Origin of the sequence: Bifidobacterium sp. WK012_4_13 (genome assembly GCF_041080835.1) — a bacterium.
Lineage (GTDB): Bacteria > Actinomycetota > Actinomycetes > Actinomycetales > Bifidobacteriaceae > Bombiscardovia > Bombiscardovia fermentum.
This window is the reverse complement of sequence record NZ_CP129683.1, coordinates 542,091-568,681: the sequence shown is the minus strand read 5'-3', so window position 1 is coordinate 568,681 and position 26,591 is coordinate 542,091. Positions and strand designations below refer to the sequence as shown.

The 26,591-nt window shown below is 55.1% G+C and carries 20 protein-coding genes; 19 read left to right on the top strand and 1 reads right to left on the bottom strand.

Features of this window, described 5'->3' with window-relative positions; genetic code table 11:
- The first annotated feature begins 16 nt into the window (after window positions 1-16).
- The 4 genes from QN062_RS02260 to QN062_RS02245 all read left to right on the top strand — a co-directional run bounded on the left by QN062_RS02260 (window position 17) and on the right by QN062_RS02245 (window position 4,695).
- A complete protein-coding gene (locus tag QN062_RS02260) occupies window positions 17-946 on the top strand; it encodes a hypothetical protein (RefSeq protein WP_369342000.1) in 930 nt (309 codons plus the stop codon).
- Window positions 939-1,826 carry a signal peptidase I gene (locus QN062_RS02255; protein ID WP_369341999.1) on the top strand — a complete coding sequence of 296 codons (888 nt, stop codon included), beginning with the start codon at window positions 939-941 and terminating at the stop codon, window positions 1,824-1,826. Before QN062_RS02260 ends, QN062_RS02255 begins: the two co-directional genes overlap by 8 nt.
- Window positions 1,819-3,543 carry a hypothetical protein gene (locus QN062_RS02250; protein WP_369341998.1) on the top strand — a complete coding sequence of 575 codons (1,725 nt, stop codon included), beginning with the start codon at window positions 1,819-1,821 and terminating at the stop codon, window positions 3,541-3,543. The genes QN062_RS02255 and QN062_RS02250 overlap by 8 nt, the downstream gene beginning before the upstream one ends.
- A gap of 324 nt (window positions 3,544-3,867) precedes the next feature.
- The gene (locus QN062_RS02245; RefSeq protein ID WP_369341997.1) at window positions 3,868-4,695 is read left to right on the top strand and encodes an endonuclease domain-containing protein; all 828 of its coding nucleotides are present in this window, start codon (window positions 3,868-3,870) and stop codon (window positions 4,693-4,695) included.
- A 130-nt stretch (window positions 4,696-4,825) separates the two neighbouring features.
- On the opposite strand, the gene QN062_RS02240 is transcribed toward QN062_RS02245, so the two are convergent.
- Window positions 4,826-4,969, bottom strand: coding sequence for a hypothetical protein (locus QN062_RS02240; RefSeq protein WP_369341996.1), 144 nt, complete (start codon window positions 4,967-4,969; stop codon window positions 4,826-4,828).
- Between the two features lie 338 nt (window positions 4,970-5,307).
- Here QN062_RS02240 and QN062_RS02235 point away from each other — a divergent pair, with 338 nt between their 5' ends.
- From QN062_RS02235 to QN062_RS02165, 15 genes are all read left to right on the top strand, one after another.
- On the top strand, window positions 5,308-8,520 hold the full coding sequence (locus QN062_RS02235; RefSeq protein WP_369341995.1) for a YfhO family protein: 3,213 nt from the start codon (window positions 5,308-5,310) through the stop codon (window positions 8,518-8,520).
- Window positions 8,510-10,384, top strand: a complete 1,875-nt coding sequence (locus tag QN062_RS02230) for a glycine rich domain-containing protein (RefSeq protein WP_369341994.1) — start codon at window positions 8,510-8,512, stop codon at window positions 10,382-10,384. Before QN062_RS02235 ends, QN062_RS02230 begins: the two co-directional genes overlap by 11 nt.
- Window positions 10,384-11,343 (top strand): InlB B-repeat-containing protein, encoded by a 960-nt coding sequence (locus QN062_RS02225; protein ID WP_369341993.1) that lies wholly within the window; start codon window positions 10,384-10,386, stop codon window positions 11,341-11,343. Before QN062_RS02230 ends, QN062_RS02225 begins: the two co-directional genes overlap by 1 nt.
- A 317-nt stretch (window positions 11,344-11,660) precedes the next feature.
- Entirely contained in the window at window positions 11,661-13,574 is a 1,914-nt protein-coding gene (locus QN062_RS02220; protein WP_369341992.1) for a glycine rich domain-containing protein, read from the top strand.
- Between the two features lie 322 nt (window positions 13,575-13,896).
- Window positions 13,897-14,178 (top strand): hypothetical protein, encoded by a 282-nt coding sequence (locus QN062_RS02215; protein ID WP_369341991.1) that lies wholly within the window; start codon window positions 13,897-13,899, stop codon window positions 14,176-14,178.
- Window positions 14,175-14,441: a ribbon-helix-helix protein, CopG family gene (locus QN062_RS02210; RefSeq protein ID WP_369341990.1), complete on the top strand. Its 267-nt coding sequence runs from the start codon at window positions 14,175-14,177 to the stop codon at window positions 14,439-14,441. Before QN062_RS02215 ends, QN062_RS02210 begins: the two co-directional genes overlap by 4 nt.
- Window positions 14,442-14,584: 143 nt before the next feature.
- Window positions 14,585-15,505 (top strand): glycosyltransferase family 2 protein, encoded by a 921-nt coding sequence (locus tag QN062_RS02205; RefSeq protein ID WP_369341989.1) that lies wholly within the window; start codon window positions 14,585-14,587, stop codon window positions 15,503-15,505.
- A gap of 250 nt (window positions 15,506-15,755) precedes the next feature.
- A complete protein-coding gene (locus tag QN062_RS02200; RefSeq protein ID WP_369342511.1) occupies window positions 15,756-16,727 on the top strand; it encodes a D-2-hydroxyacid dehydrogenase in 972 nt (323 codons plus the stop codon).
- Between the two features lie 397 nt (window positions 16,728-17,124).
- Complete coding sequence (locus tag QN062_RS02195; protein WP_369341988.1) at window positions 17,125-18,075, top strand: magnesium transporter CorA family protein; 951 nt, start codon at window positions 17,125-17,127, stop codon at window positions 18,073-18,075.
- A 205-nt stretch (window positions 18,076-18,280) separates the two neighbouring features.
- A complete protein-coding gene (locus QN062_RS02190) occupies window positions 18,281-19,000 on the top strand; it encodes an amino acid ABC transporter ATP-binding protein (RefSeq protein WP_369342510.1) in 720 nt (239 codons plus the stop codon).
- A gap of 268 nt (window positions 19,001-19,268) precedes the next feature.
- Window positions 19,269-20,120, top strand: a complete 852-nt coding sequence (locus QN062_RS02185) for a glutamate ABC transporter substrate-binding protein (protein ID WP_369341987.1) — start codon at window positions 19,269-19,271, stop codon at window positions 20,118-20,120.
- Window positions 20,121-20,364: 244 nt separating this feature from the next.
- The gene (locus tag QN062_RS02180) at window positions 20,365-21,042 is read left to right on the top strand and encodes an amino acid ABC transporter permease (RefSeq protein ID WP_369341986.1); all 678 of its coding nucleotides are present in this window, start codon (window positions 20,365-20,367) and stop codon (window positions 21,040-21,042) included.
- An 11-nt stretch (window positions 21,043-21,053) separates the two neighbouring features.
- Window positions 21,054-22,196 (top strand): amino acid ABC transporter permease, encoded by a 1,143-nt coding sequence (locus QN062_RS02175; RefSeq protein ID WP_369341985.1) that lies wholly within the window; start codon window positions 21,054-21,056, stop codon window positions 22,194-22,196.
- Window positions 22,197-22,372: 176 nt separating this feature from the next.
- On the top strand, window positions 22,373-25,354 hold the full coding sequence (gene leuS, locus QN062_RS02170; RefSeq protein ID WP_369341984.1) for a leucine--tRNA ligase: 2,982 nt from the start codon (window positions 22,373-22,375) through the stop codon (window positions 25,352-25,354).
- Between the two features lie 247 nt (window positions 25,355-25,601).
- Complete coding sequence (locus QN062_RS02165) at window positions 25,602-26,513, top strand: ComEA family DNA-binding protein (protein ID WP_369341983.1); 912 nt, start codon at window positions 25,602-25,604, stop codon at window positions 26,511-26,513.
- Window positions 26,514-26,591: the final 78 nt, after the last annotated feature.

Below are 26,591 nucleotides of genomic sequence, written 5' to 3'. Positions count from 1 at the left end.
GAAGCCAGAGGAAACCATGACAGACAAGTACAAAATCAGAACGATATTTCTTGCACTGTTATTCACACTCCTGTGTCTTCTGGCTTTGGCGATTTGGCTCATCCTATCAACCCAGGTTCCGCGACTTGGCGACTCAATCCCTTCAGCTCCCGTTCAAAGCGAAGAAGCCCAGACTCATTACCTGAGAATCGGTGAGAACGCTGGGAAGAAGGGTGAGCGGAAGATTGTCGCGGAATTCCATAAATCAGAGCAGACCCATATTCTCAGCAGATTTGATATCGACAATCAAAGCGATCATCGCTATCAGATCAGGCTGACTCGGGTCGGGCTGGTGACCGACAGCATTCTTGTGGATGCTTCGACATTCAGTCTGGAAGTCAACGGTGAGGAATTCAGCGTTGGCCGAAGCAACTTCGGCAAGCTGCTGGAGATGCCGTCGCTCACATTCCCGATTGAATCGGGGAAGAGCTGGCATGAGCTCTACTTCAAGGTATTGGTTCCGGCCGATTTGGACAACAAGTATCAGCACACGAGCTTTTCCATGTATTTCACCTTCGAATTCAAAGATTTGCAGCCGAATGACAGGCACATCATCGATTCGAGAAGATGGAGGCGCATGGCGCTGCTCGCGATTGTTGTGGTGAGCATTCCATTTGCGCTGCTGATCAAGCGCGTGATCTCTGACATGCGCGATCACTCCCGAAAGAACAGTGACGAGCAGGATCAGCAAGAAGAGTCTCAGAGCGCCGAATCGGACACGGGAACTGAAGAGGGCACGAAATCTGATGCAGATGTTGACACAGCAGGTGCAGATCACGACATCACGGAACAGCAAGATCAGCATTTCATAGACGAGCTGCAACAGGCACTCTCTTCAGGGGAAGAAGAGTACAAGGCAGAGTACAAGGCAACGAGCAAAGAACCGAAAGGGGGACAACATGGCTAGAACGGCTCAGCATGTTGAAGAGAACAAGGGACACAAGACGAGATCGAGGATCGCGACGGTACTTACCAACCTCGTGCTGATAGCCTCTCTCGCACTGCTCGCATGCACAGCATTCTTCACCGTGTTCCTCGCCAGCAAAGACCTGACATTCTTCGGTTACAAGCCATATGTGATTTCCAGCGAATCCATGGCACCAGAGTATCTGCGATATGACGTGGTCATCATCAAAAGCGGCGGATACGACCAGATTCGCAAAGGGGAGGTCATCGCCTTCCGCGCCAAGCCAATTGACAACGAACCCGCATTCCACCGTGTCGTTTCAATCGCGGAGGCCGGAATCACCACCAAGGGCGACGCAAACACCAATGTTGACAGGGACCTAGTCACGACGCAGAATCTTCTGGGGCGCGAGGTGTTCAAGATCACGATTCTGCGGTATCTCATACCCATGCTTTCGACGCCACAGGGGATTTTCTTCGTGGTGGTTCTGCCTGTGCTGTTCCTGATCGTGCTGGTTATCTTCCTGCATCAGCTGCGCATGATGCGCATTCGGCAGGTTGAACAGAGCAATGCTCAGGAGCTTGAAGATGCTCGGCTGGCCTATCTCAGCCGAATCGCGCAGGAAGGTCTCAATGGGCAGGGTGTGCTTGGTGGCCTTGGTGTGCACGGTGAGCTTGATGGTCAAGATAATCCAGGGGGGCAACAGGCGCTCGGCAGTGACCATGATGCTCACAACAGTCAGAGAGAGTCGGCTAACTTCGCTGACCACGCCAACCTCGTTAACAACGCTGATCTCGCTAACCCCGCTGACCCCACTAACCATTCCATAGGTCATCCGCCCGACGAACCGCGACCCGAGCAAGAGCCTGCCCATGATTAGAGCCAGACATTGCAGCGGGCTCCCATCGGCGCGAAGAACCCGAAAGAACATCATCACAGTGATCGCATTCATATGCGCATTGCTGATAATGTCGTGCTCGATTTTCGCCTTCTTCACCGACATGTTCTCTGGCAATATCGACGTATACAGCGGTAACACCGAGCTTGCGGTTGACAATGTGAATGTGACTCGCTATGCAGACAACGGCGAAGGCATCGTTGACAGGGTGCTTGAGGATTCCGTGAGCACCAGCGCCAACATCGCCAATCTTAATCCTGGTGATGCCATCGACATACGGGCGACCGTCAGCTGTGTCGGCGGCAACTCGGCGTATGTTCGTGGAGTGCTTGCGATGGCGTTTCAAACATCGCAGTTGGCAGCGCTGAGGGATAAGGTTGCCGTCTATTGGCTTGACGACGCGGAAAGCTCACCCATCGATTTTGACCAGGCAGTGGCCAAGGACGCTGTCGCCGCAACGGACGAGGGTTCGCTGCCTACCAATGTTCATGGCAGCGGTACCGAGGGTGACCCGATTTTGGGAGTTGTCTCGGATAACTATCCCGCTGACACCACCGGAACCCCGGCGTATTCCGACCGCTTCGTTTATGCCGGCCTGGGCGACGACTTCACGGTCCTCTGCTCTGGTGTGAAGGGCGAGAACAATGTCGCCGATTCGTCGGGTGTCTATCATGGTGACGGCGACTACGAAGACGACGGGACTGTCTCGGAGATTTTCGTTCATTTCGGCGTGTACATCATTCCTGAGGATATGACATGGATTGAGCAGAACGATCCAGACGACGGATCGAACCTGTGGCAGGGGACCACCATTGACTTGCAGATTTCAGCCGAAGGACTGCAATATCGCAATAATCACAACAATCCGGGCGTTCCCAGCTGGGATTCGGTGAACACCGCGGTGAAGCCCATAGCATTCACCGAGTCGGTTATCACTGGATACATCGATTCATCGGGTGATCCTGGATACGAGGCAGGCAATGCGGGCGACACCTTTACCTTCCCTCTGGCTGAGGATCTAGGAAAGTGGCGCGTGCTGGCGGTCGATCCTCTCGATCCGACGAAGAAGCTCATCATCAAGGACTTGCCGCTCAGCGAGAAGGAAATGTCGACGGATGGCCAGACTGGAAGCGCTGCGGCAGGTCAGGCAATCTATTTCCATAAGGATCAGTCGACCCCTTATTTCCTGAATGAGACCGATGATGGATATGGCCGCTCGCAGCTTAAGGAATCCATTGACAACTACTATCGGAATTTCGTCGCCAGAACGAAGGCGAGGCAATACGTGCTGCCGGTAGATCTGCAACTCCCCACATTCAATGAGTGGTCGAACAATGCTAATTTCAGCACGTATACCGACAACGGGTATTACAACGACACTCGCTTTGAGACGAAGCATTCTGTGGGAATCGAGCAGGCATTCGCTCTCAGCCACGGAGATATCCGAACCACGATGGGCGTGCCAGTTAGTCAAAGTCATTCTCCGCTATTAGGCGGCTTCACCCCTGTTTCCGTGACCCTGCCATCGCCGTGGAGCTATGGGATTACTACCAACGACTATTTTATACGCTCGCCGAGGCATTACCCATTGTCGAACCAAGGCGCCGCCCTGTATTGGAGTAATTCGCTAGCGGCCTATGCGTCCGCCGGCGACCCCGCCTGGCTGGCGCGCCCAGCCCTCTGGATTGAAACGCCGTAACCCCACGCACACACAGAAATCATCCATTTCGCCCCCAGTTCGCAAGTTTTTGGCACTTGCTGAAGTATCAACGCTCGAAAGCGGCATAAATCCGACCGCTGCGACGCCGTTTTTATAGGTTTATACTTCAGCAAGTGCCAAAAACTTGATAACTCGCCCACCATAGAAGACCCTTCGTATGGATATGGTGAGATTTCAGGTGTGCACACTTGATCTCCGACTGCTATGTTCGAAGGAATTGAAGGGCAATCGTATGTTTGCCACAGTTATTCACATGTGGCAGTGAGACGCGACTTATGGTGAGCGCGGCTGTACTCTCGCTTCATGAATGAAATCATCTCGAATGCATCTCTCTACGAATCAATGTCTCCAACTGAGGCGAATGCTTATCTTGATGCCGTACGACGATCGAGGGTAATACTTTCTTTCGCAGGCCTTTCAGCATTGCGATTGATGGGCTTTCCAGAGTTGAAGCATTGTCATGAAGCACGGTACCCGGTTCAGGTCTGCATTGCGGGCAGTGCGAATCGCTCAACGATGCGTGGGGTGCAGTTCATTAATTGGCCTGTACCGTATCAGGTTTCAAGTGTTGAGGTTGACGACCGAATGGTGTGCATAGTCGACCCGATCTCTGCAGCATTGCAGGCGTTGCGATCTTTAGACCATATTGAAGCTGTCGTCATGTTCGATGCTTTAATGAGTCGAAACTCGAGTCATCGTCAAGTGCTCTATGAGGAGCTTGAGAAGACAATATATGGAAATGTGCGTTTCAAAGGGAAGACCTTGGGGAAGTGGGCTATCCGTCGCTGCGAAGAAGGAACCGATTCTCCTATGGAAAGCCGATTGCGAATAAAGCTTTTGAAAAGCCGTTTCCCTCAACCTGTCGTGAACTTCAAAGTTCATCATCCTCATACACGGGAAAATTGGCTTGTTGACTTGGCGTATCCGCAGCTAAAGATTGCCATCGAATATCAAGGAGCAGAATTTCACACGTCCAAGGAGAGTCTGTGCAAGGACAGCAGAAAAATTTCTGCTCTCCAAGGTCTTGGCTGGAGCGTCATCCCCGTAACGAGCGACGATGTGTTCATCCAAGAGCACTGGGATCGCTTCGTGGATACCCTCCGGGCGGTGATTTCCTCGAAAACGAATTGAACTATCAAGTTTTTGGCACTTGCTGAAGTATAAACGCTCGAAACTGGCTTAGATCCGACCACCACGACGCCATTTTTCGAGCTTTATACTTCAGCAAGTGCCAAAAACTTGCAAGCTCGCGCTCATTTGGTCAGAAGTTCAGCAGAATTGGGTGTTGAAACTCCTTTTCCACCAAGGAGAGCATCTGCAACTGGAGATCAATGGAATTTTTGAGAGCAAGCTCGGCATATCCCAATCGTACTTGAAGCAGCAGCGGGTTTTTGATCAATGCCATAGGGATCTTGTTACAATAATATTGCTTGGGTGGGGTGAGTCCCATCTTCTTTTTTCGGAATGCCGACCTCAATGGTCGGCATTCTTGTTATTTCGACCATATGGTCCTCTACGAATCAATGTCTTTCTGTGGTTCCATCCATCTCCCTCTTGTCATCTCGAGCGGAGCGCAGCGGAGGAGATTTGTCTGGCAGCTAAGAGCGACCCGGTGGATACTGTGTATAGTATAAACAGTAGGTATAAAGTTATATGCAATGAGTCATATTGCATTCGAACGGGATAAGGTTCTGCGCCTCGCGCCTGGAACCAAAGACAATGCCATACACGAAACGAGCATGCATGACAGCCAGTACGGGAAAGCCGAAGGTATCTCCACCGAAAGGCGTGCCTGACCCTTGGCAGGCCTTCAGGCCGGTGACGCGAGCTTTCTCACAGGTGGCGCGAGCTTTCACATCGACATCTCGCATCGTGAGTCGCAAGCTTGCACCGCTTGCAAGGCCGTTCAAGTCAATCGCGGGCATGCTTCCGACGAATGTCTGGTTGGGGATTGCAGCATTTCTGGTTCCAACGATCACCATGATCTGCGTATACGCATACATGGGCGTGTGGCTCGGTTCGCCTCGAACTCTGCTCGCGAGCGATGCTTTCTCGCAGTTCACGAACTTCTATGCCAGCTATCGCAACATGCTGCTTGGCAGGCAGAGCGACATGTTCTCGTGGGGCGCAGGCCCGGGACTGAGCTATATTCCGCTGGTCTCATACTATCTTGGCGGCCTGTTCACGCCGCTGGTCATATTCTTCGACAACTCGCTCATGCCGGATGCACTCTACGTCCTGACCTTGCTCAAGTTCGGAACGTGCGGTCTCGCATTCTTCGTCTATGCCCGCCGCACCTTCAGGATTCAGCCATACATGTGGCTCGTGCTGTCGTCATGCTACGCGCTGAATGGCTTTGCGCTTGCCCAGTCCGAGCTGATCATGTATTTCGACGCATACATCTTTCTGCCGCTTGTCATACTCGGCATCGACAGACTCTTCCGCGCCAGGCAGGGCAAGCTGCTGTTCTTCGCATACATGGTCCTGTTCATCTCGAACTTCTATATGGGATACATGATCGGCATCTTCTCCGCACTGTATTACCTGGTGCGTCTGCTGGCGCATCCGAAGAGATCCGCGTTCACGATATATCGATACCTTCGCGCCAGCGTGTGCGCCATCGGCGCTTCGCTGGTCATCGTGCTGCCGACGATACTTGACATCCGCGAGCATGGTGAGACGATGACCCAGATTGCGTGGAAGCAGACTGCAGCGACGAACATCTGGGACCTTGCGGTGAAGTCGATGATCGGCGTGTTCGATACCACCAAATACGGTTCGACCCCGTTCATCTACGCTGGATTCCTTCCCCTGATCTTCTGCATGTATTTCTTCGTGTCGCGCGGCTTCGGAGGACTTCGCATCGTTCGCGCATCCAAGCTTCGGCTTCGCATCACACGTTCGGCAGGCGTTTCCATCGAACGCATGAGGGCGGATGCCGACAATCGCGTGAGCGGCTCGTGGAGAGAGCGAGTTGGATTCGCGCTGATATTGGCGATACTCATTGCCAGCTTCTACATCGAACCGCTGAACCTGTTCTGGCAAGGGTTCAAGACGCCATACATGTTCCTGTTCCGCTATGCATTCCTCTTCGTGTTCATGGTGATCATGCTCGCCGGATACGGCTGGCAGTTCTACAGCCACAAGGATCTGTGGCGGCTTCTCTGCATCGGCGTCGCGCTCATCGTAGTGTTCGCATATATCCGAAAATTCGTCGCCGTGGACATCATGGGCATATACAACTATCTGACGAACCAGTCGGTGTATCTCTCATGCTTCTTCGTCGCGGCGATCATGGTCATCGCCATGGGCTTCTACCTGTTCGGCAATCATCCGAAGCTGCTCGCCTTTCTGCTCTGCATTCTGGTCGTTGGAGAACTCGGATACAACACCCGCGAAACCATTCAGCAGGTGGCGTCGGATTGGAGCTTCCCTCCCAGGAGCATCTATGCCCAGCCCTACAGGCCGATCGAGAAGCTGGTCGGCGTCGCGAACGCTCTGGAAAAGGACGAAGCCTTCTTCCGCATGGAGAACAAGTCAGCGATGTCGGTGAACGAGTCGATGAACTTCGGCTACAACGGGGTGTCGCTCTTCTCTTCCATTCGCAACCAGGACTCGTCGAAGACCCTGGACAGGCTCGGCTTCCGTTCGGAAGGCACGAACCTGAACGTTCGATATGACGACAACACGATGCTTGGCGATGCCCTCTTCGGCATCAAATACCTCATATCAGGGGAGAATGCCCCTCAACGCTTCGGATATGAGCAGGTGACCACGGTAAGCGATGGCGCGTCAGGCAATGCTGCTTCGAACAACATGGTTTCGTCCGATGACCTGCCGCAAAGCGTGGATATATCGTCGTCAACATCATCGTCATCCTCTGGAAAGGGCAAGGTCGGTGCCTCGGCGGGCAGTTCGACAGGTAGCTCTAAGAGCGATGCCACAAACAGTTCCACAGACGATTCCTCGGGCGATTCATCGAACAACGCGGACACTTCGCAGACCACGACCGCTCAGACCCCGAGAAGCTACGTGCTCAACCGCAACGAAAACGTCGCGCCATTGGGCGTGCTCGCGCCAAGGAAGCTCGCAGACATGAAGCTGAGCAGTGACATACTCGATAACCAGACAAAGCTCATGTCGGCGCTCGCAAATGGTTCCATTTCGAGTGCCGACGATGCGTCCGACAGATATTTCTCGCAGGTCGAGCCGAAGCTTCTGCCATCGCCAAACCTTGAGGTAAGGAATCAGTCCAAGGGCAGACAGCTCTTCCAATTCGTGTTCGACCTCGAAGCGCGTCATGATCTCGACAAGAGTTCGGTGAACTATCAGGTCAAGGTTCCTGCGGGCAGACAGGCATATTTATACCTTCAGACCGTCGGCTCGAACCGTCTGAACGGTCAGATATACAAGACCATCTCCATTGATGGCAAGGCGGTCTCCACCACCCAGCTCTCGCTGTCCGGCTTCTATCACGATCTGGGCTTCTATGAGAAGGAAACGACCATAGACTTCAGTTTCGCATTCTCGAATGCCGACAATCTTCTGGTGAACACGCCCAAGGTGGTGTTCCTCGACACGGACGCAGTGCTCGCCGACACGCAGAGCATTCAGGATAACGGCGTCGATTTCATGGTTGATGGCAACCGTGCCAGCGCGGAACTTGTCGCCGACGAAAACCAGATGGTCTGGACGAGCATTCCCTATGACAAAGGCTGGCAGCTGAAGATTGACGGCAAGAGTTCGCCGGTCGAATCCTTCGATGATGGCCTGCTCGCCTTTGACGTGCCCAAGGGCAGGCACAGCGTCGAACTCAGCTTCGAAGCGCGTGGCTTCGATGTCGGATTCACAGCGCTCGTGATGTCCTGTGCGGGATTCATGCTGCTCACCCGAAAGCGTTCTCTTGACGAATCATTTGGAGCAATCGGAGAAAGAAGGAATACCAATGTTGCGTGACCATGTTTCACAGCCGCGACTGTCCGGCCCTCGTTCGCAGATGCTTCAATCGTCTGGCACTGACCCAGGTTCAGATCATGGCACTGACCATGGCATTCGCCCTGGCGCTGGTTCTGACTCTGACTTTGACCCGCAAATGACGGTGGTCAAGAAGAGAGGGTCTCTCGATCCTCGCTCCTTCAAACATATGGTGATTGCCGCATCGTTGCTGGTGACGCTCAGTCTGCTTGCGGCTTCGATTTTCGCGTATTTCAGCGCATATGCGCCGATAGTCGAATCCACGGACACGTTTGGCCAGGTCGAGCTGGACACTGCCGTGAGCGGCAAGCTCAACGACGTTGCTTTGCCTGTGGACGATTCGGGGAGTGGCTCTGGCTTTGAGCTCGCGGAGCTGTATTCGGGTGATGTCGTGCAGTTTGATGTCACGGTCACCAATGAGCAGAACAAGTCAGCATGGCTCGCAGTGGATATCGGATTGCAGGGCGAAGCAATCGATGTGATTGCGAACGGGGGCGCTGCGACCTCTGCCGACATTCAGCAGTATTTCTCCATTTATCCGACTGGAGATATGAACGAAGTCGAGGATCTCTACGCTGCGGAAATGGCTGACGGCGACAGCAAGCTAACCGGTCAGACGAGGTGGCGAGGTCCGTTGCAACAGGGGGGTGCATACAGCATTTTCTGGTCGGAGGAGGCCAAGAATCGTGTGATCAACGCGGATTCGTCTTCAACTGCGAGTGAGGACGAATCTAGCGTCTTTGCCGCGGGTGGTGCGATGGCTGGCAAGAAGATTGATTTCCTTGCCGATGGTGCGCATGGAAATCAGGGCACACTGACCTATTCGCTCCATTACCATCCCAATGGTGCGCTCGCGAAACTCGTTCTAGACAAGTCCTTGAAGCTTTCCGTGGAAAGCTATGGGGTGCAGTATCGCAACAACCCCAACCATGGCATGGCGACATGGGACTACGGCTATACCGGCGTCGCACAATTGTTCATTGCCCCGGAGGACGGCCTTTATCGCTTCGAGGCGTGGGGTGCTCGTAGTGGACTCGGTTACAGGAGCAACTCAGGCTTGTGCAGTAACGGCGCCTATGCCGCGGGTACGCTGGAAATGAAGGCTGGTGACGAGATTTTCGTATACGCTGGCGGCATAGGGACCAACGCTTTGAGTCCGAAGGCAACCAGTTTCAATGGCGGCGGAGATGCGGGCAAGGATGGTGGCTCTGCAAGTGGGGGCGGTGGGGGTGGAGCGACGGATTTCCGGCTGGTGAAAAGCGTTGCAGCAGACAGATGGAGTGGTGTGGAAAGTCTCAACAGCCGGATTTTGGTCGCTGCGGGCGCCGGTGGGCAACGTGACTGGTCTTCGGGCAATGTTGCCGGGGTACCTGGCGGTGCATTGGTTTCGTTGCCGGGAACGGGTCAAGAGACATCTCAGACCGATGGTTATGCTTTTGGATGGGGACAGGATGGTGTCCGTGGTGATTTCCCGGCCGCCGGTGGCGGTGGAGGCTGGTATGGCGGGAAACGCGCGTGGGGTTCCGCTGCTGGTGGTTCGTCGTTCATCTCGGGTTATCCGGGCAGTGTGGCCTTGGATGGCACTGATGCGTTGAACGCGGGCAATCCCCGGACGCATCGCACTGATATCGATTCCGTTGACAAGGCCACGCAGGTTATTGATGGCGTGTCCTATGTGTTCACGGACGCTGAAATGATTGCTGGCAATGTCGCCTCGCCGCGCTGGCAGAATGGTCGCGATGGTGAGAAGTCTGTGGGCAACCCAGGTGCGGGACATGCGCGAATCACTGCGCTCAGCATGGAGCGCAGCGTGACTATGAAATTCGAAACTAACGGGGGGGGGTAGTGCAATCGCAGAAGTTGAAGCCTTGGGAGACAGCTACTAAGCCGTCCGATCCGACGAAAGCCAACTATGAATTCGCAGGCTGGTACACCGAGAGTACATTCACCAACGCCTTCGACTTTGATACGCCGATCGATGCGGATGTCACGCTCTGTGCGAAGTGGGTGCTGCCTGTTCTGGTGCAGACGGGGAACAGCACAGGTTTCGGCTCGGGCAACGAGGTCACGCTCTTCGATAGGAAGTGGAGGATTCTTGGCATCAAGAATTCGAATCAGGCTTTGGTGGTGAGGACCACGCCTTTGACCGATGTCGAGATGGGTCTGGGCACGGCGGGCACCCAGTTGCAGATTGCGTTCCTGACTGCCGCCGCTGGCAATCGTGAGGATGGTTCGGGCTTGAGAAGCTACTACTATTTCGATAGCGATGGCAGTAACGGCTATGAGGATAGCGGGTGCGACGGCTGTGGCATCAAGGATGCGATCGATACGTATTTCGAGGTTGCGTCAGGCAGCTATCCGGTTGATGCACTCCGTGTTCTGCCCGTGGAGTTGAATTCCCCGACCTTGGCGGATTACTTCGCTCCCACGTATTCAGGGGTCGCTTCACAGCTGAAACCGAATGACGGAAGCTTGACGTACGCGAATTGGTCGTGGGCCGATGGCCCCACCTATGCGCGCGACCCTCGGTTCGCCGCCTCGGTTGATGCGAGTGGTACACCTCAGGCTTTTGCTCCTGGCTTGGGAGACATCCGATACATCATCGGAGGCTCATCGACCACCTTCGAGGGCATGCGTTTTTCGAATACAGCACCTGCCGGCGCGTACTGGCTCAGGAGTCCCGGCGCTGCTGCACGTCAGGCGGAACTGAATTGGCAGAACGCATTCCAGAACTTCTACCACGTTGACGGGAGCAACGAGAAGCTTCTGGTCCGGCCTGCCATGTGGATTTCGCTCGGTGGGTGAAGTGACGTTTGAGGTGGCGAATGAGTCGTTTCGACGCCGGTTTGCGAGTTTTTGGCACTTGCTGAAGTATCAAGGGCTCGGAAGCCTTGAATCGGCGACGGGTTCAAGCCGCAAATCGGCGTTTCTACTTGGCGAAGTGCCAAAAACTTGAAAGCCCATACTTGCAATCATGGAGCACGGGCTTTTGGCCGAGCGTGTTTGCTCTGAGCAATGGGCCTTCCAGTGCATATATTAGACTGACTGTATATTAAGATTTATGAAGTATAAGTTTATATATCGTATGTATTCTTGCTTTCCAGCAGTGAAACGGAGCGAAGATGAAATTCAGAGCCGCGCAGATGCCAGACTTCGCACATGATGACCATTCTCGAAGACGATTGATTCTGTGGTCTATCTGCGCCGCTGTGACGATTCTACTGCTTGCCCTTCTGGGGTTTGTGTCGTCGTTCTTCTCCGACTGGCTGGGCGGGGAACAGGCATCGGCAATAGGGGTGACGGAGCTTCGTGAGGGTGAGTTCTCGCTGACGCACTATTCGGAAGGTGATCTGGTTGGTGATGTGGTGTTTCGTGAGGATCGTGCGGCGAACGTGCTGGTGGATTCTGGCAGCATCGATGCTGATGGTGTGTTGGAGGATTTCAATCCTGGCGATTCGTTGGAATTGTCGTTCGATGTGGACAATGCGGGTGCGAAGTCGGTTTGGTATCGCACGCTGCTGACGGTGACGGTGCGGATGGCGTCTGCCGTGCCTGCGGATGTGGTGGGGTTCTATTCGCCGAAGCTGTGCGTGTGGCAGCTGGACGAGCAGGCGGACGGCGGTCCTGCCAAGTTCACGCAGGAGACGGCGATGGTGTCGGATGCGGACGTGTCATGCAAGGGTGACGTGCCGGGCATGAGTCGCGTCGGCTTCGAGGTGGTGTCCGAGGGCGACGCGGCCAATGATGGCGATCCCTTGACGGTGCAGCTGCGCGCGTCGAGTCTGGACGGGGTGCTGTCGGCCGATCCGACGGCGCAGGATGCGGAGGTCGAGGCGTGCGGGGTGGCTGACTGTCCGTCGCAGGCGCGGGTGCGCTATGGCGTGTACTTCAACCCCGACGTGGTGGACGTGAACGGGGTGGCGTTCGATGACAACGAGTGGCAGGGCGCCCGCTATGGGTTCGACTATGCGGCCCAGGCGATCCAGTACCGCAACGTCGACTCTCCCGACTGGGACGGGACTGCCATCGAGCCATATCACGATGACTACGATGACAGCGTCCTGCGATGGGACTACGCCATGACCGGCAGCGCGCAGACGTTCACCGCGCCCGTCGACGGCGTCTACCAACTCGAAGCATGGGGAGCGAAGGGCGGAACGGTTACTGGCCATGGTGCGAATGGTTTGGGCGGTGCCGGAGCATATGCGAGAGGGAACCTCTACTTGAAGAGGGGCCAGAGCATATACGTCTATGTGGGGCAGCATGGAGAGGGGGCGAGGAAGGGAAGCGGTAACCATCCTGGCACCTTCAATGGTGGAGGTGCCACGGGAATTGGAGGGACGTACCTCAATGGAGGTTCTGGAGGTGGTTCCACCGATTTCCGTCTTGTCAGCGGGTCATGGGACGACGTACAAGGTCTGAATTCTAGAATACTGGCAGCCGCCGGGGGTGGCGGAGGGTCTGGTGATGACGCCAGATCAGGCAGTCCGGATGGAGGGCCTGGCGGCAGGGTAGCCGGAGTGGACGGTGCGTTCACCTATTCCCAGACCCAAGGGCAAGCGCGGTACAGCACACCGGCTCGCGGAGGAAGCCAGGTGGCAGGTGGTGTGCCTTCGAAGCAAAACGGAACCGCTGATAGGGGTTATTCCGGTGTCTTCGGTGCTGGAGGGTCCGGATTTAATTCTGACTTCACTGGTGGTTCTGGAGGTGGGGGTTGGTATGGCGGCGGGGCAGGCGGCGATCTTAACTACGGCATGGGCTCTGGTGCCGGTGGTTCCTCGTTCATCTCGGGCTATCCAGGGGCGGTCGCGTTGTCCGACACTTCGGCGGCGAACGCCGGCAATCCCAGGACGCATCGCCCTTCGACCGATTCTCCCGTCGACCGTGCCACGCAGGTCATCGATGGACGGGAATACCGGTTCACCGGCTATGCGATGGCGGCCGGCGACGAGTCCATGCCCGACTGGGGCAAGAGTGACGGCTCCCTGATGACCGGCAATGCGGGCGACGGCCACGCCCGAATCACCCTGCTCTAGATTGTTCAAGCCCGCGTCTTCTTGACATGACGGGCGTCCCTTTTTTCTGTCATCCCGAGCGGCCCTCTTTTCTGTCATCTCGAGCGGAGGCGTAGCCGTAGTCGAGAGATCTCATGCATTGGCTGCCAACAAACAAGATCCCTCGACTACGCTGCGCTTCGCTCGGGATGACAGAAAGAAGATGGCGAGGAAAACAGAATACTCGGCACTCTACCAAGGTTCTCAACGTAGTATTTGTTGCCGGTGGCTTGTGAGGTGCATCGCCGAAGGCATAATTATGTATTATACATATGTATTACAATATTAGGTGTGAGAGGATGCCATGCAGGAGGAGAACAATCCGATAGTCCACCCGAGGATCCATGAACTGCATTCCGAGATCGAGGATGGGGATGTGCTGGCCGCCTGGAGGTCGGCGCTGCTCTCAGCTCCAAGGATGGATGGGACGGGCTCGTGGATCACGGTGGGCGTGGATGGAAGGGTTAGGCTCATCGAAATGGTTTCCGTCCGCGGCCGCGGGGGGCGCTGGCTGATTTACCATGCGATGACGCCGCCTTCAATGAAGACAATGAACGAACTGAAACATGCAGGAAGGAAATCATGAACCGTGACGAAATCAACAAGCTGTTCGGCGTGACCGACCGTCAGCTCGACACCATGGCCGAAGAGTACGAGAACGGCACATGGAAAGGCCATGTCGGCACTATCAGGCCGGGACGACCCAGGATGTTCGAGGAGGAGCTGGAGACCATATCGTTCCGCATCCCCAAGTCGCGCGTGCGAGAGATCGACAGGAGCGCCAAGGAGCATGGCGAGTCACGATCCCAGTTCCTGCGCCGCACCATCGACCAAGCCTTGCCGGCCTGACAATGGTTGACTACGCCTCGAGGTGAGCTGAAAGCAGAAGCATAAACGATTCAATGTGTATCATTACATACATAGTGTATTCAATACATGTTTTCTATTCATGCTGCCTGCGTTTGGCGAAGGGCGTTTGCCAAGGAGGGGATGTGACCGTCTCGATCGTTGTTCCTGTGCTGAACGAGCAGGATAACCTGCAACCATTTTTTACTGTATTGCAAGAGATTGCCGGCAAGCTTGATGCCGATATGGAGTTCATATTCGTGAATGATGGGTCCACCGATGGATCGCTGCACATTCTCGAACGCATGCACGAAGCTCACCCGTGCGTTCATTATGTCGATTTCTCGCGAAACTTCGGCAAGGAGGCGGCAATCCTGGCAGGTCTGGAACGATCTACGGGGGAATTCGTCGCGGTGATGGATGCAGACCTGCAGGATCCTCCCGAGCTGCTGCTCGAAATGCATACGTTGGTAGCTTCCGGAGCATACGATATGGTCGGTTCGCGCCGGATCTCGCGGACCGGTGAAAGCTGGCTTCGTTCGTTCTGCGCGAAGGCCTTCTACTGGCTGATCCGACGGATCTCGCGCACGCAGATGATTGATGGAGTCCGCGATTTCAGACTCATGTCGCGTCCTGTGGTGGAATCGGTTCTTGAACTGCGCGAATACAATCGATTCTCGAAAGGCCTGTTCAGTTGGGTGGGCTACCGCGTGAAATATCTTGAGTTTGAGAACCGTAAGCGCATCGGCGGACGCAGCTCATGGAGCTTTGGTGGTCTTGCAAAATACTCCGTTGACGGGATCATGAACTTTTCCAACGTCCCTTTGCAATTGGCATCATATCTTGGATTCCTTCTCAGTTTCCTCTCGATCATCGGCATCGGAATCGTGCTCTATCGCACCATCGTGTTTGGCGATCCTGTCGCCGGGTGGCCAAGCCTGGTGAGCATTATGCTGCTCATCGGCGGGTTGCAGCTCTATGGGCTTGGAATCCTCGGTCAATATATCGGACGCATCTATCTCGAATGCAAGAAACGCCCGCACTTCATCGTGCGCAAGGCCGAATAGTGGTCGCATGGCATCGGAACAGGAGAATTTGCTTCTTTATAGTGAGCGGCTGAGTGTGAGTCGTTTACTGTGAGTGGTTCATTATGAATGATTCACTGAGAGTGAATGTCGACAATCGTCGCGATTGTGCGCGAACATGGGTGAGGTCAGTTTGAAGGACTATCCGGCAGGACTATCTGGCAGAGCTGCTCAGCAGTTCGGCTCGGGATGGAACTGTGACGAAGCGATAATCGAGTTTGGGGGAGATCATATGGTGGAAGAACTCATTGTTAACTGTTTGCCACTCACCGAAGAGGAGCGAAAGACATTTCAAGAAGCCTCACCTGAGATACGTCAGGAGTTCGTTGGCGATCCACGACACCGATCCGACATGGTCTGGCCATGCCATGTGCCACAGGAGCTACGCGAGAAAGCGACCGCCATCATCGGCAACGCTCCGGTCGATGAAGTCAGGGAATGCAAGAATCTCAGATGGCTCCAGACATACAGCGCGGGCGTGAATTCGTATACCGGTGAGGGAATCCTTCCCAAGGGAGTGCTGCTTTCCGGGGCGTCGGGTGCCTACGGGCAGGCCGTCGGCGAACACATGTTCGCATTGATGTGGGCACTGTTGAAAAAGCTTCCGCTTTATCGCGACAATCAACGCAAAGGTCTATGGCAGGATGAAGGTCCCGTCTCCACACCGGAAGAGTTGAAGGTCCTTGTGCTGGGAACGGGAGACATTGGTTCGCATTTTGCTGTCTTATCCAAGGCAGTCGGTTGCCACACTGCTGGTGTTCGCAGAAATGCCTCACATTGCGCACCAGGCATTGATGACATGCATGGTTTTGAAGAGTTGGAAGACCTGCTCCCACAGTCTGACGTGATTGCCATGAGTCTTCCCTCCACGCCAGATACCAGGCATCTGATCAATCGGCATACGCTGAGCCTGATGAAGCCCAATGCCATAGTGCTCAACGTTGGTAGGGGAGATGCCATAGATTCTGATGCCTTGGGAGCGGCATTGCACGACAGGACGATCCAGGCCGCCGGCATCGATGTTACGGAGCCCGAGCCCCTGCCCGAAGATCATCCGCTGTGGAATGAGCCCAATTGCCTTATCACTCCACATATCGCAGGTGGGAACCATCTTGAAGCGACAAGCCGCGAGGTTCTCAGCATCGTTCTAGAAAATATAAGGCGTTATGCTGCCGGGAAGCCACTGCTCAACGAAAGCAAATAACAGATTGGACATGTTTCGCTCGACATTCTGAGTTTTGCGGCAATTGTGGAGTACACGAGGCCAAAACCGTTGAATTATCGTCCGGCACTAAGCCAAAAAACACTGGCTATACTTCGGAATTGCCGCAAAACTCACAATCTCGGTGAGAAGTGCTTCGGATTCGTGTGAAAGTCCATTGTTTTTGCCTGGTTTGGGCAAAATGAAGTTCTGAGACCTTTTCGGATTGGTATTTGACGCATTTCGAAGAGAAAGGATTCAGCGAGCCACGGCAGTCGCATTTTGTCATTGCCTCGACTATCCTTATTGAGGTTGCGCGACTGGAAGCCGCGATATAAGTAACCGAACCGAACAGCAGCGTTTGATATCGGACGTTATGCATGAGAGGCAGGTGATAACGATGATGAGGGTATTCAGCACCGTCAGCGGACAAATCGAACAAATAGATAAACCAGAACCCGGATCATGGTTATGCCTGAGCAATCCTTCGGATGTCGAACTTGCCAATGTCTCGCAGTCGTCCGGAATCGACCTCGCAGACCTGCGCGCACCTCTTGATGACGAGGAACGTTCCCGCGTCGACGTCGAAGACGATTACACGATGATCATCGTTGACATTCCAACGGTCGAGGAGCGTGGAGGCCGAGATTGGTATGAGACAATCCCTCTGTCGATCATCGTCACCGAGAATCTGATCATCACCGTATGCATCCAGGACACGAATCTGCTGCACCCATTCATGGAGGGCTCGATTCGTGGATTCAACACCTATATGAAGTCACGCTTCATCCTTCAGGTGCTGTATCGCAACGCCACAACGTATCTGCGATATCTGCGATTCATCGACAAGGAATCGGACAAGTTGGAATTGAAGCTGCGTCATTCGATGCAGAACCGCGAGATCATCATGCTGCTCGAACTGAGCAAGACCTTGGTCTACTTCGCGACCAGCTTGAAGTCGAACGAGATCGTGCTCGAAAAGCTCACCAGCCTTGAGCGCATTCGACAGTATCCTGACGATGAGGACCTGCTCGGCGACGTCATCACGGAGAACAAGCAGGCCATCGAGATGGCCAACATCTATTCGGGAGTTCTTTCGGGAATGACCGACGCGTTCGCCTCGATCGTGTCGAACAACGTGAGCAACGTCATGCGCATATTCACCATCATTTCGATAACCCTGTCTATTCCGACACTCATATTTTCCATGTATGGCATGAACTTCCAGCAGGGCATGCTGGGCATGCCGTTCACCGACAAGCCTTGGGGATTCGGAGTAATTGTGATAGTCTCCATGGTACTTTCAGTCGTTGTGACGTGGTTCCTCACTCGTTCGAAACTGTTCAAATAAATTGGACCTCGGAATCCCGCCGTTACAATGCTGTGCTAAGTTTGCGACCATAATCAGGGGAGTTTGTGGCTTAATCCGCCAATGAACCCTGAGGGTCGCATGACCACATAGAAAGGATCGCTCCGATATGACAACAAGTACTGCGCCTGCAAGTCTGGACACGAAGGTTAGCTCAGTGGCGGACGAAGACAAACCATTGTTGGAAATGAGCCATGTGGAGAAATACTTCGGTGATCTTCATGTTCTCAAGGACATCAATCTGAAGGTCACCAAGGGCGAGGTTCTTGTCATCATCGGACCTTCCGGATCAGGAAAGTCAACGCTTTGCCGCACCATCAACAGACTGGAGACCATCGATTCGGGAACGATCACCATCGATGGTGTGCCCCTTCCCGAGGAGGGCAGGCAGCTGACCAAGCTTCGTGCCGAGGTCGGCATGGTGTTCCAGTCCTTCAACCTGTTCTCGCACAAGACCATTCTCGATAACGTCACGCTTGCCCCCCGCAAGGTTCGTGGCCTGAGCAAGGCGGATGCCGAAAAGGAAGCGATGGAGCTGCTCGCCAGAGTGGGTGTCGATTCCCAGGCGCAGAAGCTTCCAGCGCAGCTTTCCGGTGGTCAGCAGCAGCGTGTCGCGATCGCTCGTTCGCTTGCGATGCACCCCAAGGTCATGCTTTTCGACGAACCGACCAGTGCCCTCGATCCTGAAATGATCAACGAAGTGCTCGATGTGATGGTCGACCTTGCAAAACAGGGCATGACCATGATCGTCGTCACCCATGAGATGGGCTTTGCCCGTCAGGCCGCCAACCGCGTCGTGTTCATGGCCGATGGCGAGATCCTAGAGGATGGCACTCCAGAAGAGTTCTTCACCCATACCAAGACCGATCGAGCCAAGGATTTCCTGAGCAAGATCCTTGATCACTGATTCGATTCGAGCGGTGGTTCGGATCCATTCATCGATTGGACCGGACCGCCTTGCAGTCATACGACATTCGGTGCAAAGGCGGCAACGCGCGGCAGCACTCAACGATTTGCTTCGAATGCCTGGACGATTCTGACATCGTCATCTGTCTCATGATGTGAAACAAGTTTCGGATATTGAAACAATTCACTTGTAGTTTGAAACGCATTTCCCTTGAACGAAAGTAACTCCGGGGAGAGTTCTGGGGAAACCTAAGAGAAGGAATAATCAGATGAAAAGAGTTATGCGAAAGATACTTGCAGCGGCCGTGTCCGTTGCGGCGCTTGGTTCGCTTGCAGCCTGTGGCAGTTCCTCAAGCAGTTCTTCCAGCGGTCCTCAGCTCAAGATCGGCATCAAGTTCGACCAGCCAGGGCTCGGATTCAAGCAGGGCAGCACCTATACAGGCTTTGATGTGGACGTGGCCAAGTATGTCGCCAAGAAGCTTGGCTATTCCGCCAATCAGATCGTCTGGAAGGAAGCTCCTTCGAAGCAGCGTGAAACCATGATCCAGAACGGTGACGTCGACATGGTCGTTGCGACGTACTCCATCTCCGATGACCGCAAGAAGGTCGTCGACTTCGCCGGACCATACTTCGTCGCAGGGCAGGACCTTCTGGTGCGTGCCAATGACAAGTCAATCACCGGTCCAAAGTCCTTGAATGGCAAGAAGCTGTGCTCCGTGACCGGTTCGACATCGGCCCAGACGATCCAGAAGGAATTCGCGAACAAGGTGCAGCTCATGGAACAGACCGGATACGCGGAATGCGTGACCGCTCTGATCTCGGGCACCGTCGATGCCGTCACCACCGATGACATCATTCTTGCAGGACTCGCCGCAGCCAAGGGCGACGGCCAACTCAAGGTCGTCGGCAAGCCATTCACCGAGGAACGCTATGGCATCGGCGTGAAGAAGGGCGACACCACTCTGGTCAAGAAGATCAATGCGGCGCTCAAGGACATGGTGAGCGATGGTTCATGGAAGAAATACATCGATTCCGCGACCAAGGGCACAGGCTACACGCCAAACGCGAAGTACAATCCTCCTACAGTCTTTGATGCCAAGTCGAGCACCACTGACTTCTGACCTCCAAGGGCTCGCACATGTCTAGGACGTCTGGGATGTCTGAGATGTCTGCGACACAGACGGTTGCGAGCCCTGACCGTCATCGGGCATGCACAGACGATGAATGCGTGCAGGATGACCACCATCCGAGCTGCGTGCCCTTTTCGTGGCAGCCAGTGTTCATGACTGTCAGTGTTCGTGACAGCCTGTGTTCGTGGCAGCCAGTGCAATCCATGTAGAGACGACTTGTGGAAAGTGATGAAGTATGTCGGATTTCGTAACGCTTTTGACCTCATATGATGTGCTGGGCGCATTCAAGGTCAATGTCGAGCTCACGGTGTGGAGCGCGCTGTTCTCAGTGGTCATCGGACTCGTGCTGGTCATGATGCGCATCAGCCCAGTGGCCAGCCTTCGAGGATTCGCTACAGGATACGTCGAATTGTTCAAGAACATGCCGCTCACCATAATCATGGTGTTCATGGTCCTCGGCGCCTTTGGACAGCTCAAGTTCCAATTCTCGAGCAACTTCGACACGAACTTCTTCTGGCTCGCGGTCAGTGGCCTGTCGCTGTATACGGCGGCATTCGTGTGCGAATCGCTGCGTTCCGGCATCAACACCGTTCCGATCGGTCAGGCCGAGGCGGCAAGGTCTCTTGGCTTGGGATTCATGCAGTCCGCGAGCATTGTCATCCTGCCTCAGGCCGTCAGGGGTTCGGTCGCACCTCTGGGCAATACGCTCATCGCACTGCTGAAGAACTCGACGGTCGCTGCCGCGGCATCGGTGGGCACGGAAACGTCAAGTCTGATGAGCTCGATGATTGAGAACAATGGCTCGATGATCATCTACATATTCCTCATCTTCGCCATTGGCTACGTCATCATGATCATTCCCATCGGGCTGCTCACGACGTGGCTGTCGAACAAACTCGCGGTGAGAAGATAGGAGGAGCGAACATGAGCGCAACAACATCGATGTCATCATCCACATCACCGTCATCGGCCTCGCCAACGCCAACGAGTCCTGTGCAGGACAGGCCGAAATTGAAGCGTCGTGCTCCCGATGACAAGCGTTCCGTGCTTTTTGACGAGCCAGGACCGAAGGCACGGCGCAAGATAGCCGTCGCAAACACCATAGCCGCCATCATCTTCATCGTTCTGATAGTCCTTGTGCTGCGTAGGCTGGCGAATCCGCCGCAAGGCCAGAACCAGTTGAGCTGGTCGCTCTGGGATCCTGCGCTCAACTGGGATGCGTGGAGGGACTTCTACCGCCCGGGACTGCTGAGCACCGTCAAGGCTTCGATTCTTGCGGTCATCGGATCGGTCGTATTCGGCATCATCTTCGGCATCGGACGACTGCTTGACTTCGCGCCGATTCGTTGGCTTTCATCGATCATCGTCGAGTTCTGCCGCGCCGTTCCGGTGCTGCTGTTCATGATCTTCCTGTGGCAGGCTTTCGCAGCCCTTGGCTTTTCTGACAATTCGGCATTCCTCGCGGTCACCTGGGGCCTGATACTCTACAACGGATCGGTCGTCGCAGAGCTGGTTCGTTCCGGCGTCGGCAATCTTCCCCATGGTCAGCGGGAGGCTGCGCTGGCTCTTGGCATGAGTCCCGTCCGTTCGCTGATGTCCGTCGAGGTGCCGCAGGCCCTGATCGCCATGCTTCCGGCACTGATAACCCAGCTTGTCGTGGTTCTCAAGGACACCGCCCTGGGGTCGATCATCACCTACACCGAACTGCTTCAGGAATCCCGCCGTCTCGGATCGTCATACTTCAACATGCTGCAGGCACTGGTTGTCGCCGCAGTCATATACTTCATTCTCAGCTATCTACTTTCCCGAGTTGCGGAAGGGCTGCCCAGCAGGATGCAGAAGAGAACCGCTGGCTTCGCTGCAGAACCGGTTCAGGCTCCGATAGCGATCCTTGATCCTTCGAACGTGACGATGATCGAGCGCGCAGAGGAACGCGAACTGCCATTGAGCGGCACCGAGCCTGAGTTCCATGACCATTACCACGGTTCGAACGCGGTTTCAGGTCATTGGAGAACCAGCCATCAGGAACATGGACACGAACCGCGTCAGTCCGATTCACAGGAGTAGAGTCCATATTCATGACCAACGGAGGCGCCCACATCGCGTGGGCGCCTTTTATGTTGGGAAGATTTGTATGTTGGGAAGATTTGAGTTGACGAAACGACGGGCATCGTCACAAGGCGATGGCTGTCGTGGCGGACAACGTCCACACAGTGTCCATATACATGGAGATAATGCGACTTATGGCTTTTGAACAGGATAACAATGGGCAGGCTGACGTTCCAGCCGAACCTGAATATCGATACAATGCAGAACTCGCTCAGCACATCGAAGGCAAGTGGCAGGATCGCTGGCAGCGGCAGGGCAGCTTCTGGGCTGCGAATCTTGATGGTGAGCTCACCGATGGCGATGGCAATCATGCCGATGGCCGCACGCCGTATTTCGTCATGGACATGTTCCCCTATCCTTCAGGCAAGGGCTTGCATGTCGGTCATCCTCTTGGATACATCGCCACCGATGTGGTGAGCAGATACCACCGCATGAAGGGCGAGAACGTGCTTCATGCCATGGGCTATGATGCCTTCGGACTTCCTGCCGAGCAGTATGCCGTGCAGACCGGTCAGCACCCCCGAGTCACCACCGAACAGAACATTGCCAATATGCGCCGTCAGCTCCACCGCCTGGGTCTGAGCTTTGACGACCGCCGTTCATTCGCCACGATCGATCCAGGATACATGCGCTGGACGCAGTGGATCTTCACGAAGATCTACAACTCCTGGTATGACCCTGAGTTCGTACGCAAGGATGGCGGCAAGGGTTCGGCGCGTCCGATCGAGGAGCTTGTCGAGGCCTTCAAGAGTGGCAGGCACACGATTCCTGGCCACGAGTCCGAGTCATGGGATGCGCTGAGCGAGCAGGAGCAGAGCGATGTGCTCAACGACTTCCGTCTGGCTTACATCTCAAAGTCTCCGGTGAACTGGTGCCCCGGCTTGGGCACGGTTCTGGCGAACGAGGAAGTCACCTCCGAGGGCCGTTCGGAGCGTGGAAACTTCCCCGTGTTCCAGCGTGAGCTTCGCCAGTGGTCGATGCGCATCACCGCGTATGGCCACCGTCTGATAGCAGATCTGGACACGCTCGACTGGCCGGAGAAGGTCAAGCTCATGCAGCGCAACTGGATTGGCGAATCGCATGGCGCTTCGGTCCATTTCTCGGTTGAAACGCCTTCTGGCGTCAAGGACATGAAGGTCTATACGACTCGTCCTGACACGCTGTTCGGCACCACCTTCGCGGTAGTATCTCCCGAGCATGCCTTGCTTGACAGCGTTCCAGCCGCCTGGCCTGCCGACATTCCATCCGATATGGCTGAGCTCTGGACTGGGGGCTATGCAACGCCTGCCGAGGCGGTCCACGCATACCGTCTCGAAGCGGAGAAGAAGACATCGAAGGATCGCGTCGACGAGCAGAACGAAAAGACCGGCCTGTTCACCGGACTCTATGCGACGAATCCGATAACCGGTGCGAAGCTTCCGATCTTCACCGCCGACTATGTGCTTATGGACTATGGCACGGGTGCGATCATGGCCGTTCCTGGCGGCGATGACCGCGACTATGATTTCGCGACGAAGTTCGGGCTTCCCGTGGTCTATACCGTCAAGCCTTTGCCTGATTCTGGCGATGACCTGAGCAACTATGAGGGCAAGGCTGCGTTCGTATCTCATGATGGCATCGTGATCAATTCTTCGACTGAAAAGACCGAAAAGCTGGGCGACGCGCTGTCGCTTGATGGGCTTCGCGTCGATGATGCCATCGCTCGAGTGACCGCGTGGCTGCAGAAGGCGAAGGTTGGCGAGGGTACGGTTTCGTACCGTCTGCGCGACTGGCTGTTCTCGCGTCAGCGGTATTGGGGCGAACCGTTCCCAATCGTGTATGATGACGACAACGTGCCTCACACGCTGCCAGACAGCATGCTGCCGGTGAATCTGCCGGAGGTGCCTGACTACACGCCGAAGACATATGATCCCGAAGATGCCGACACCAATCCCGAGGCACCGTTGAGCCGCAACGACGACTGGGTGCATGTCACCCTCGATCTTGGCGACGGGCCGAAGCGGTATCATCGCGACACCAACACGATGCCGAACTGGGCGGGTTCGTGCTGGTACTATCTGCGCTACCTCGATCCGGACGACGCGCAGCACATGGTCGATCCCGCCGAATGCGAGTATTGGCTTGGACCAAACCATAATTCGACCGCGGGCGAGTCGGGTGGAGTCGACCTCTATGTCGGCGGGGTGGAGCATGCGGTGCTGCACCTTCTCTATTCGCGTTTCTGGCACAAGGTGCTCTACGATCTTGGCTTCGTCGATTCGATGGAACCATTCCACAAGCTCTTCAACCAGGGCATGATTCAGGCGTATGCATACACCGACAGCCGCGGACAATACGTGCCTGCCGCCGAGGTCGAGGAACATCAGGAAGGTTCCGAGACCACCTACATATGGAATGGCGAGCCAGCTTTCCAGGAATTCGGCAAGATGGGCAAGAGCCTGAAGAACATCATCACGCCGGATGACATGTACGCCACCTATGGCGCGGATACCTTCCGCCTGTATGAGATGAGCATGGGACCTCTTTCGGAGTCGCGCCCGTGGAACACGCGCAATGTGGTCGGCGGCATGAGATTCCTGCAGCGTCTGTGGCGCAACGTGCTCGACGAGAGTACCGGCGATGTCAAGGTCGTCGACGATCAGCCCGACTTGAAGACCTTGAAGCTCCTGCACAATACGATTCATGACGTGACGGAGGAGATGGAGGCGATGCGTCCGAATACCGCCATTTCTCGCCTGATTGTGCTCAACAATCATCTGACGTCATTGCAGGCGGTGCCGCGTTCGGCCGTCGAGCCCTTGATCGTGATGCTGGCTCCTGTCGCACCGCATATCTGCGAGGAGCTGTGGGAGAGGCTCGGCCATGAGGATTCGCTTTCCGCAGCGGCATGGCCGGTCGAAGAGGAACGCTATCTTGGCAAGGACAATGTCACCGCGGTGGTGCAGGTGAAGGGCAAGATTCGTGGAAAGCTTGAGGTTTCGCCCGACATTTCGGCAGACGAGCTGCAAGCTTTGGCTTTGGCGCTTCCGACGGTTCAGGAGCATCTTGGTGGCAAGCCACCGCGCAAAATCATCGTCAAGGCGCCGAAAATTGTCTCTGTGGTCCCTCAACCCTGATGTGAACAGCGAATAATCGAACGAGATCTTGAGTTTTGCGGCAATTATGAAGTACATGTTGTGAAAAACGTTGATGCGGCCATTGGAATCAGGCCAAATCTGGGCTTGATACTTCGCAATTGCCGCAAAACTCAAGATCTCGTTCGATTTGCCTTGATTCTATGAGATTTTCAGTCTAGAAATGTCACATTCGACCACAATGGTGTGGGAGATTGTGCGTGCCGTCAGCCGCGTTCACGATTGAGGGATGGATGCGCACACTACTCGTCTCAGACGAATCGCAGGATCTCGGGAACATGACAAGGATTCGGCGAATGCCGAGGACAGTCTGGATGCCCAGGGCGGTCTGAATATCAGGCAGGGTCTGGATGTTGAGAAACGTCTGGATGCCAGGCAAGGTCTGAATGGATCAGGCCAGGATCTGCTGACGGAGCTGACTTCGATGAAATCAGCAGCGATTCCGGTCCCGTCGCTTTCCAAGGATGCGCCGTTCGATATGGAGCACGAAACGGATATGCCAATCGAAAGGCTGAAACTCTCGGGAATGAAGCCATCACTGGGAGCGCATTCCGAGTCTTTCTCGGGGATTCACGCGCGGACGCAGCCAAGACTCGTCTTCACGCAGGCGCAGGCCATCGTCGTGATACTCATTCTTGTCTGCGCTCTGGCGGCAAGCATGACCTTGTTGATACGGCAGCGAATCCATTATGGGAACAGCCAGGATCTGGCGGCTCTCGCCTTGAGCAGAAGCACTGAATCGAACGGGAACGCGGCTGAGGATGCTGGAAATGACGCCGGAGATGACGCTGATGAGAATGCCCAGAGCGGCACTGGAGCGGATGCCTCCTCGGAGTCTGCGGCCCAGCAGTCCATGGAAACGGACACGGGGAATTCCGTGGATGCGACTGATGATGAACAGGGGGCCTTGTCTTCTCAGCAACCGACGCAGACTGCCGAATCCGACAGTCGGATAAATATCAACACCGCGGATGCCAATGAACTGATGACCCTCAATGGCGTAGGACCGGTGACGGCAGAGAAGATATTGGAGTATCGCAAGCGCGCGGGGAAATTCGTCAGTGTGGATGAATTGCTTGAAGTGAGTGGGATAGGCGCGAAAACCTTGGAGAAACTCAGATCTCAGGTGAGAGTCCAATGAGGCTCGAATCTCGTTCTGGCACATTCACGGCAGCGTGTGTTTCTGATCATAGGACTCGATGCAGCGGTGAGCCGTTTT

Coding starts and splice junctions, on each gene's coding strand:
- QN062_RS02260 (WP_369342000.1), top strand. CDS start 17: ATGACAGACAAGTACAAAATCAGAACGATATTTCTTGCACTGTTATTC.
- QN062_RS02255 (WP_369341999.1), top strand. CDS start 939: ATGGCTAGAACGGCTCAGCATGTTGAAGAGAACAAGGGACACAAGACG.
- QN062_RS02250 (WP_369341998.1), top strand. CDS start 1,819: ATGATTAGAGCCAGACATTGCAGCGGGCTCCCATCGGCGCGAAGAACC.
- QN062_RS02245 (WP_369341997.1), top strand. CDS start 3,868: ATGAATGAAATCATCTCGAATGCATCTCTCTACGAATCAATGTCTCCA.
- QN062_RS02240 (WP_369341996.1), bottom strand. CDS start 4,969: ATGGCATTGATCAAAAACCCGCTGCTGCTTCAAGTACGATTGGGATAT.
- QN062_RS02235 (WP_369341995.1), top strand. CDS start 5,308: ATGACAGCCAGTACGGGAAAGCCGAAGGTATCTCCACCGAAAGGCGTG.
- QN062_RS02230 (WP_369341994.1), top strand. CDS start 8,510: ATGTTGCGTGACCATGTTTCACAGCCGCGACTGTCCGGCCCTCGTTCG.
- QN062_RS02220 (WP_369341992.1), top strand. CDS start 11,661: ATGAAATTCAGAGCCGCGCAGATGCCAGACTTCGCACATGATGACCAT.
- QN062_RS02215 (WP_369341991.1), top strand. CDS start 13,897: ATGCAGGAGGAGAACAATCCGATAGTCCACCCGAGGATCCATGAACTG.
- QN062_RS02210 (WP_369341990.1), top strand. CDS start 14,175: ATGAACCGTGACGAAATCAACAAGCTGTTCGGCGTGACCGACCGTCAG.
- QN062_RS02200 (WP_369342511.1), top strand. CDS start 15,756: ATGGTGGAAGAACTCATTGTTAACTGTTTGCCACTCACCGAAGAGGAG.
- QN062_RS02195 (WP_369341988.1), top strand. CDS start 17,125: ATGATGAGGGTATTCAGCACCGTCAGCGGACAAATCGAACAAATAGAT.
- QN062_RS02190 (WP_369342510.1), top strand. CDS start 18,281: ATGAGCCATGTGGAGAAATACTTCGGTGATCTTCATGTTCTCAAGGAC.
- QN062_RS02185 (WP_369341987.1), top strand. CDS start 19,269: ATGAAAAGAGTTATGCGAAAGATACTTGCAGCGGCCGTGTCCGTTGCG.
- QN062_RS02180 (WP_369341986.1), top strand. CDS start 20,365: ATGTCGGATTTCGTAACGCTTTTGACCTCATATGATGTGCTGGGCGCA.
- QN062_RS02175 (WP_369341985.1), top strand. CDS start 21,054: ATGAGCGCAACAACATCGATGTCATCATCCACATCACCGTCATCGGCC.
- leuS (WP_369341984.1), top strand. CDS start 22,373: ATGGCTTTTGAACAGGATAACAATGGGCAGGCTGACGTTCCAGCCGAA.
- QN062_RS02165 (WP_369341983.1), top strand. CDS start 25,602: ATGGATGCGCACACTACTCGTCTCAGACGAATCGCAGGATCTCGGGAA.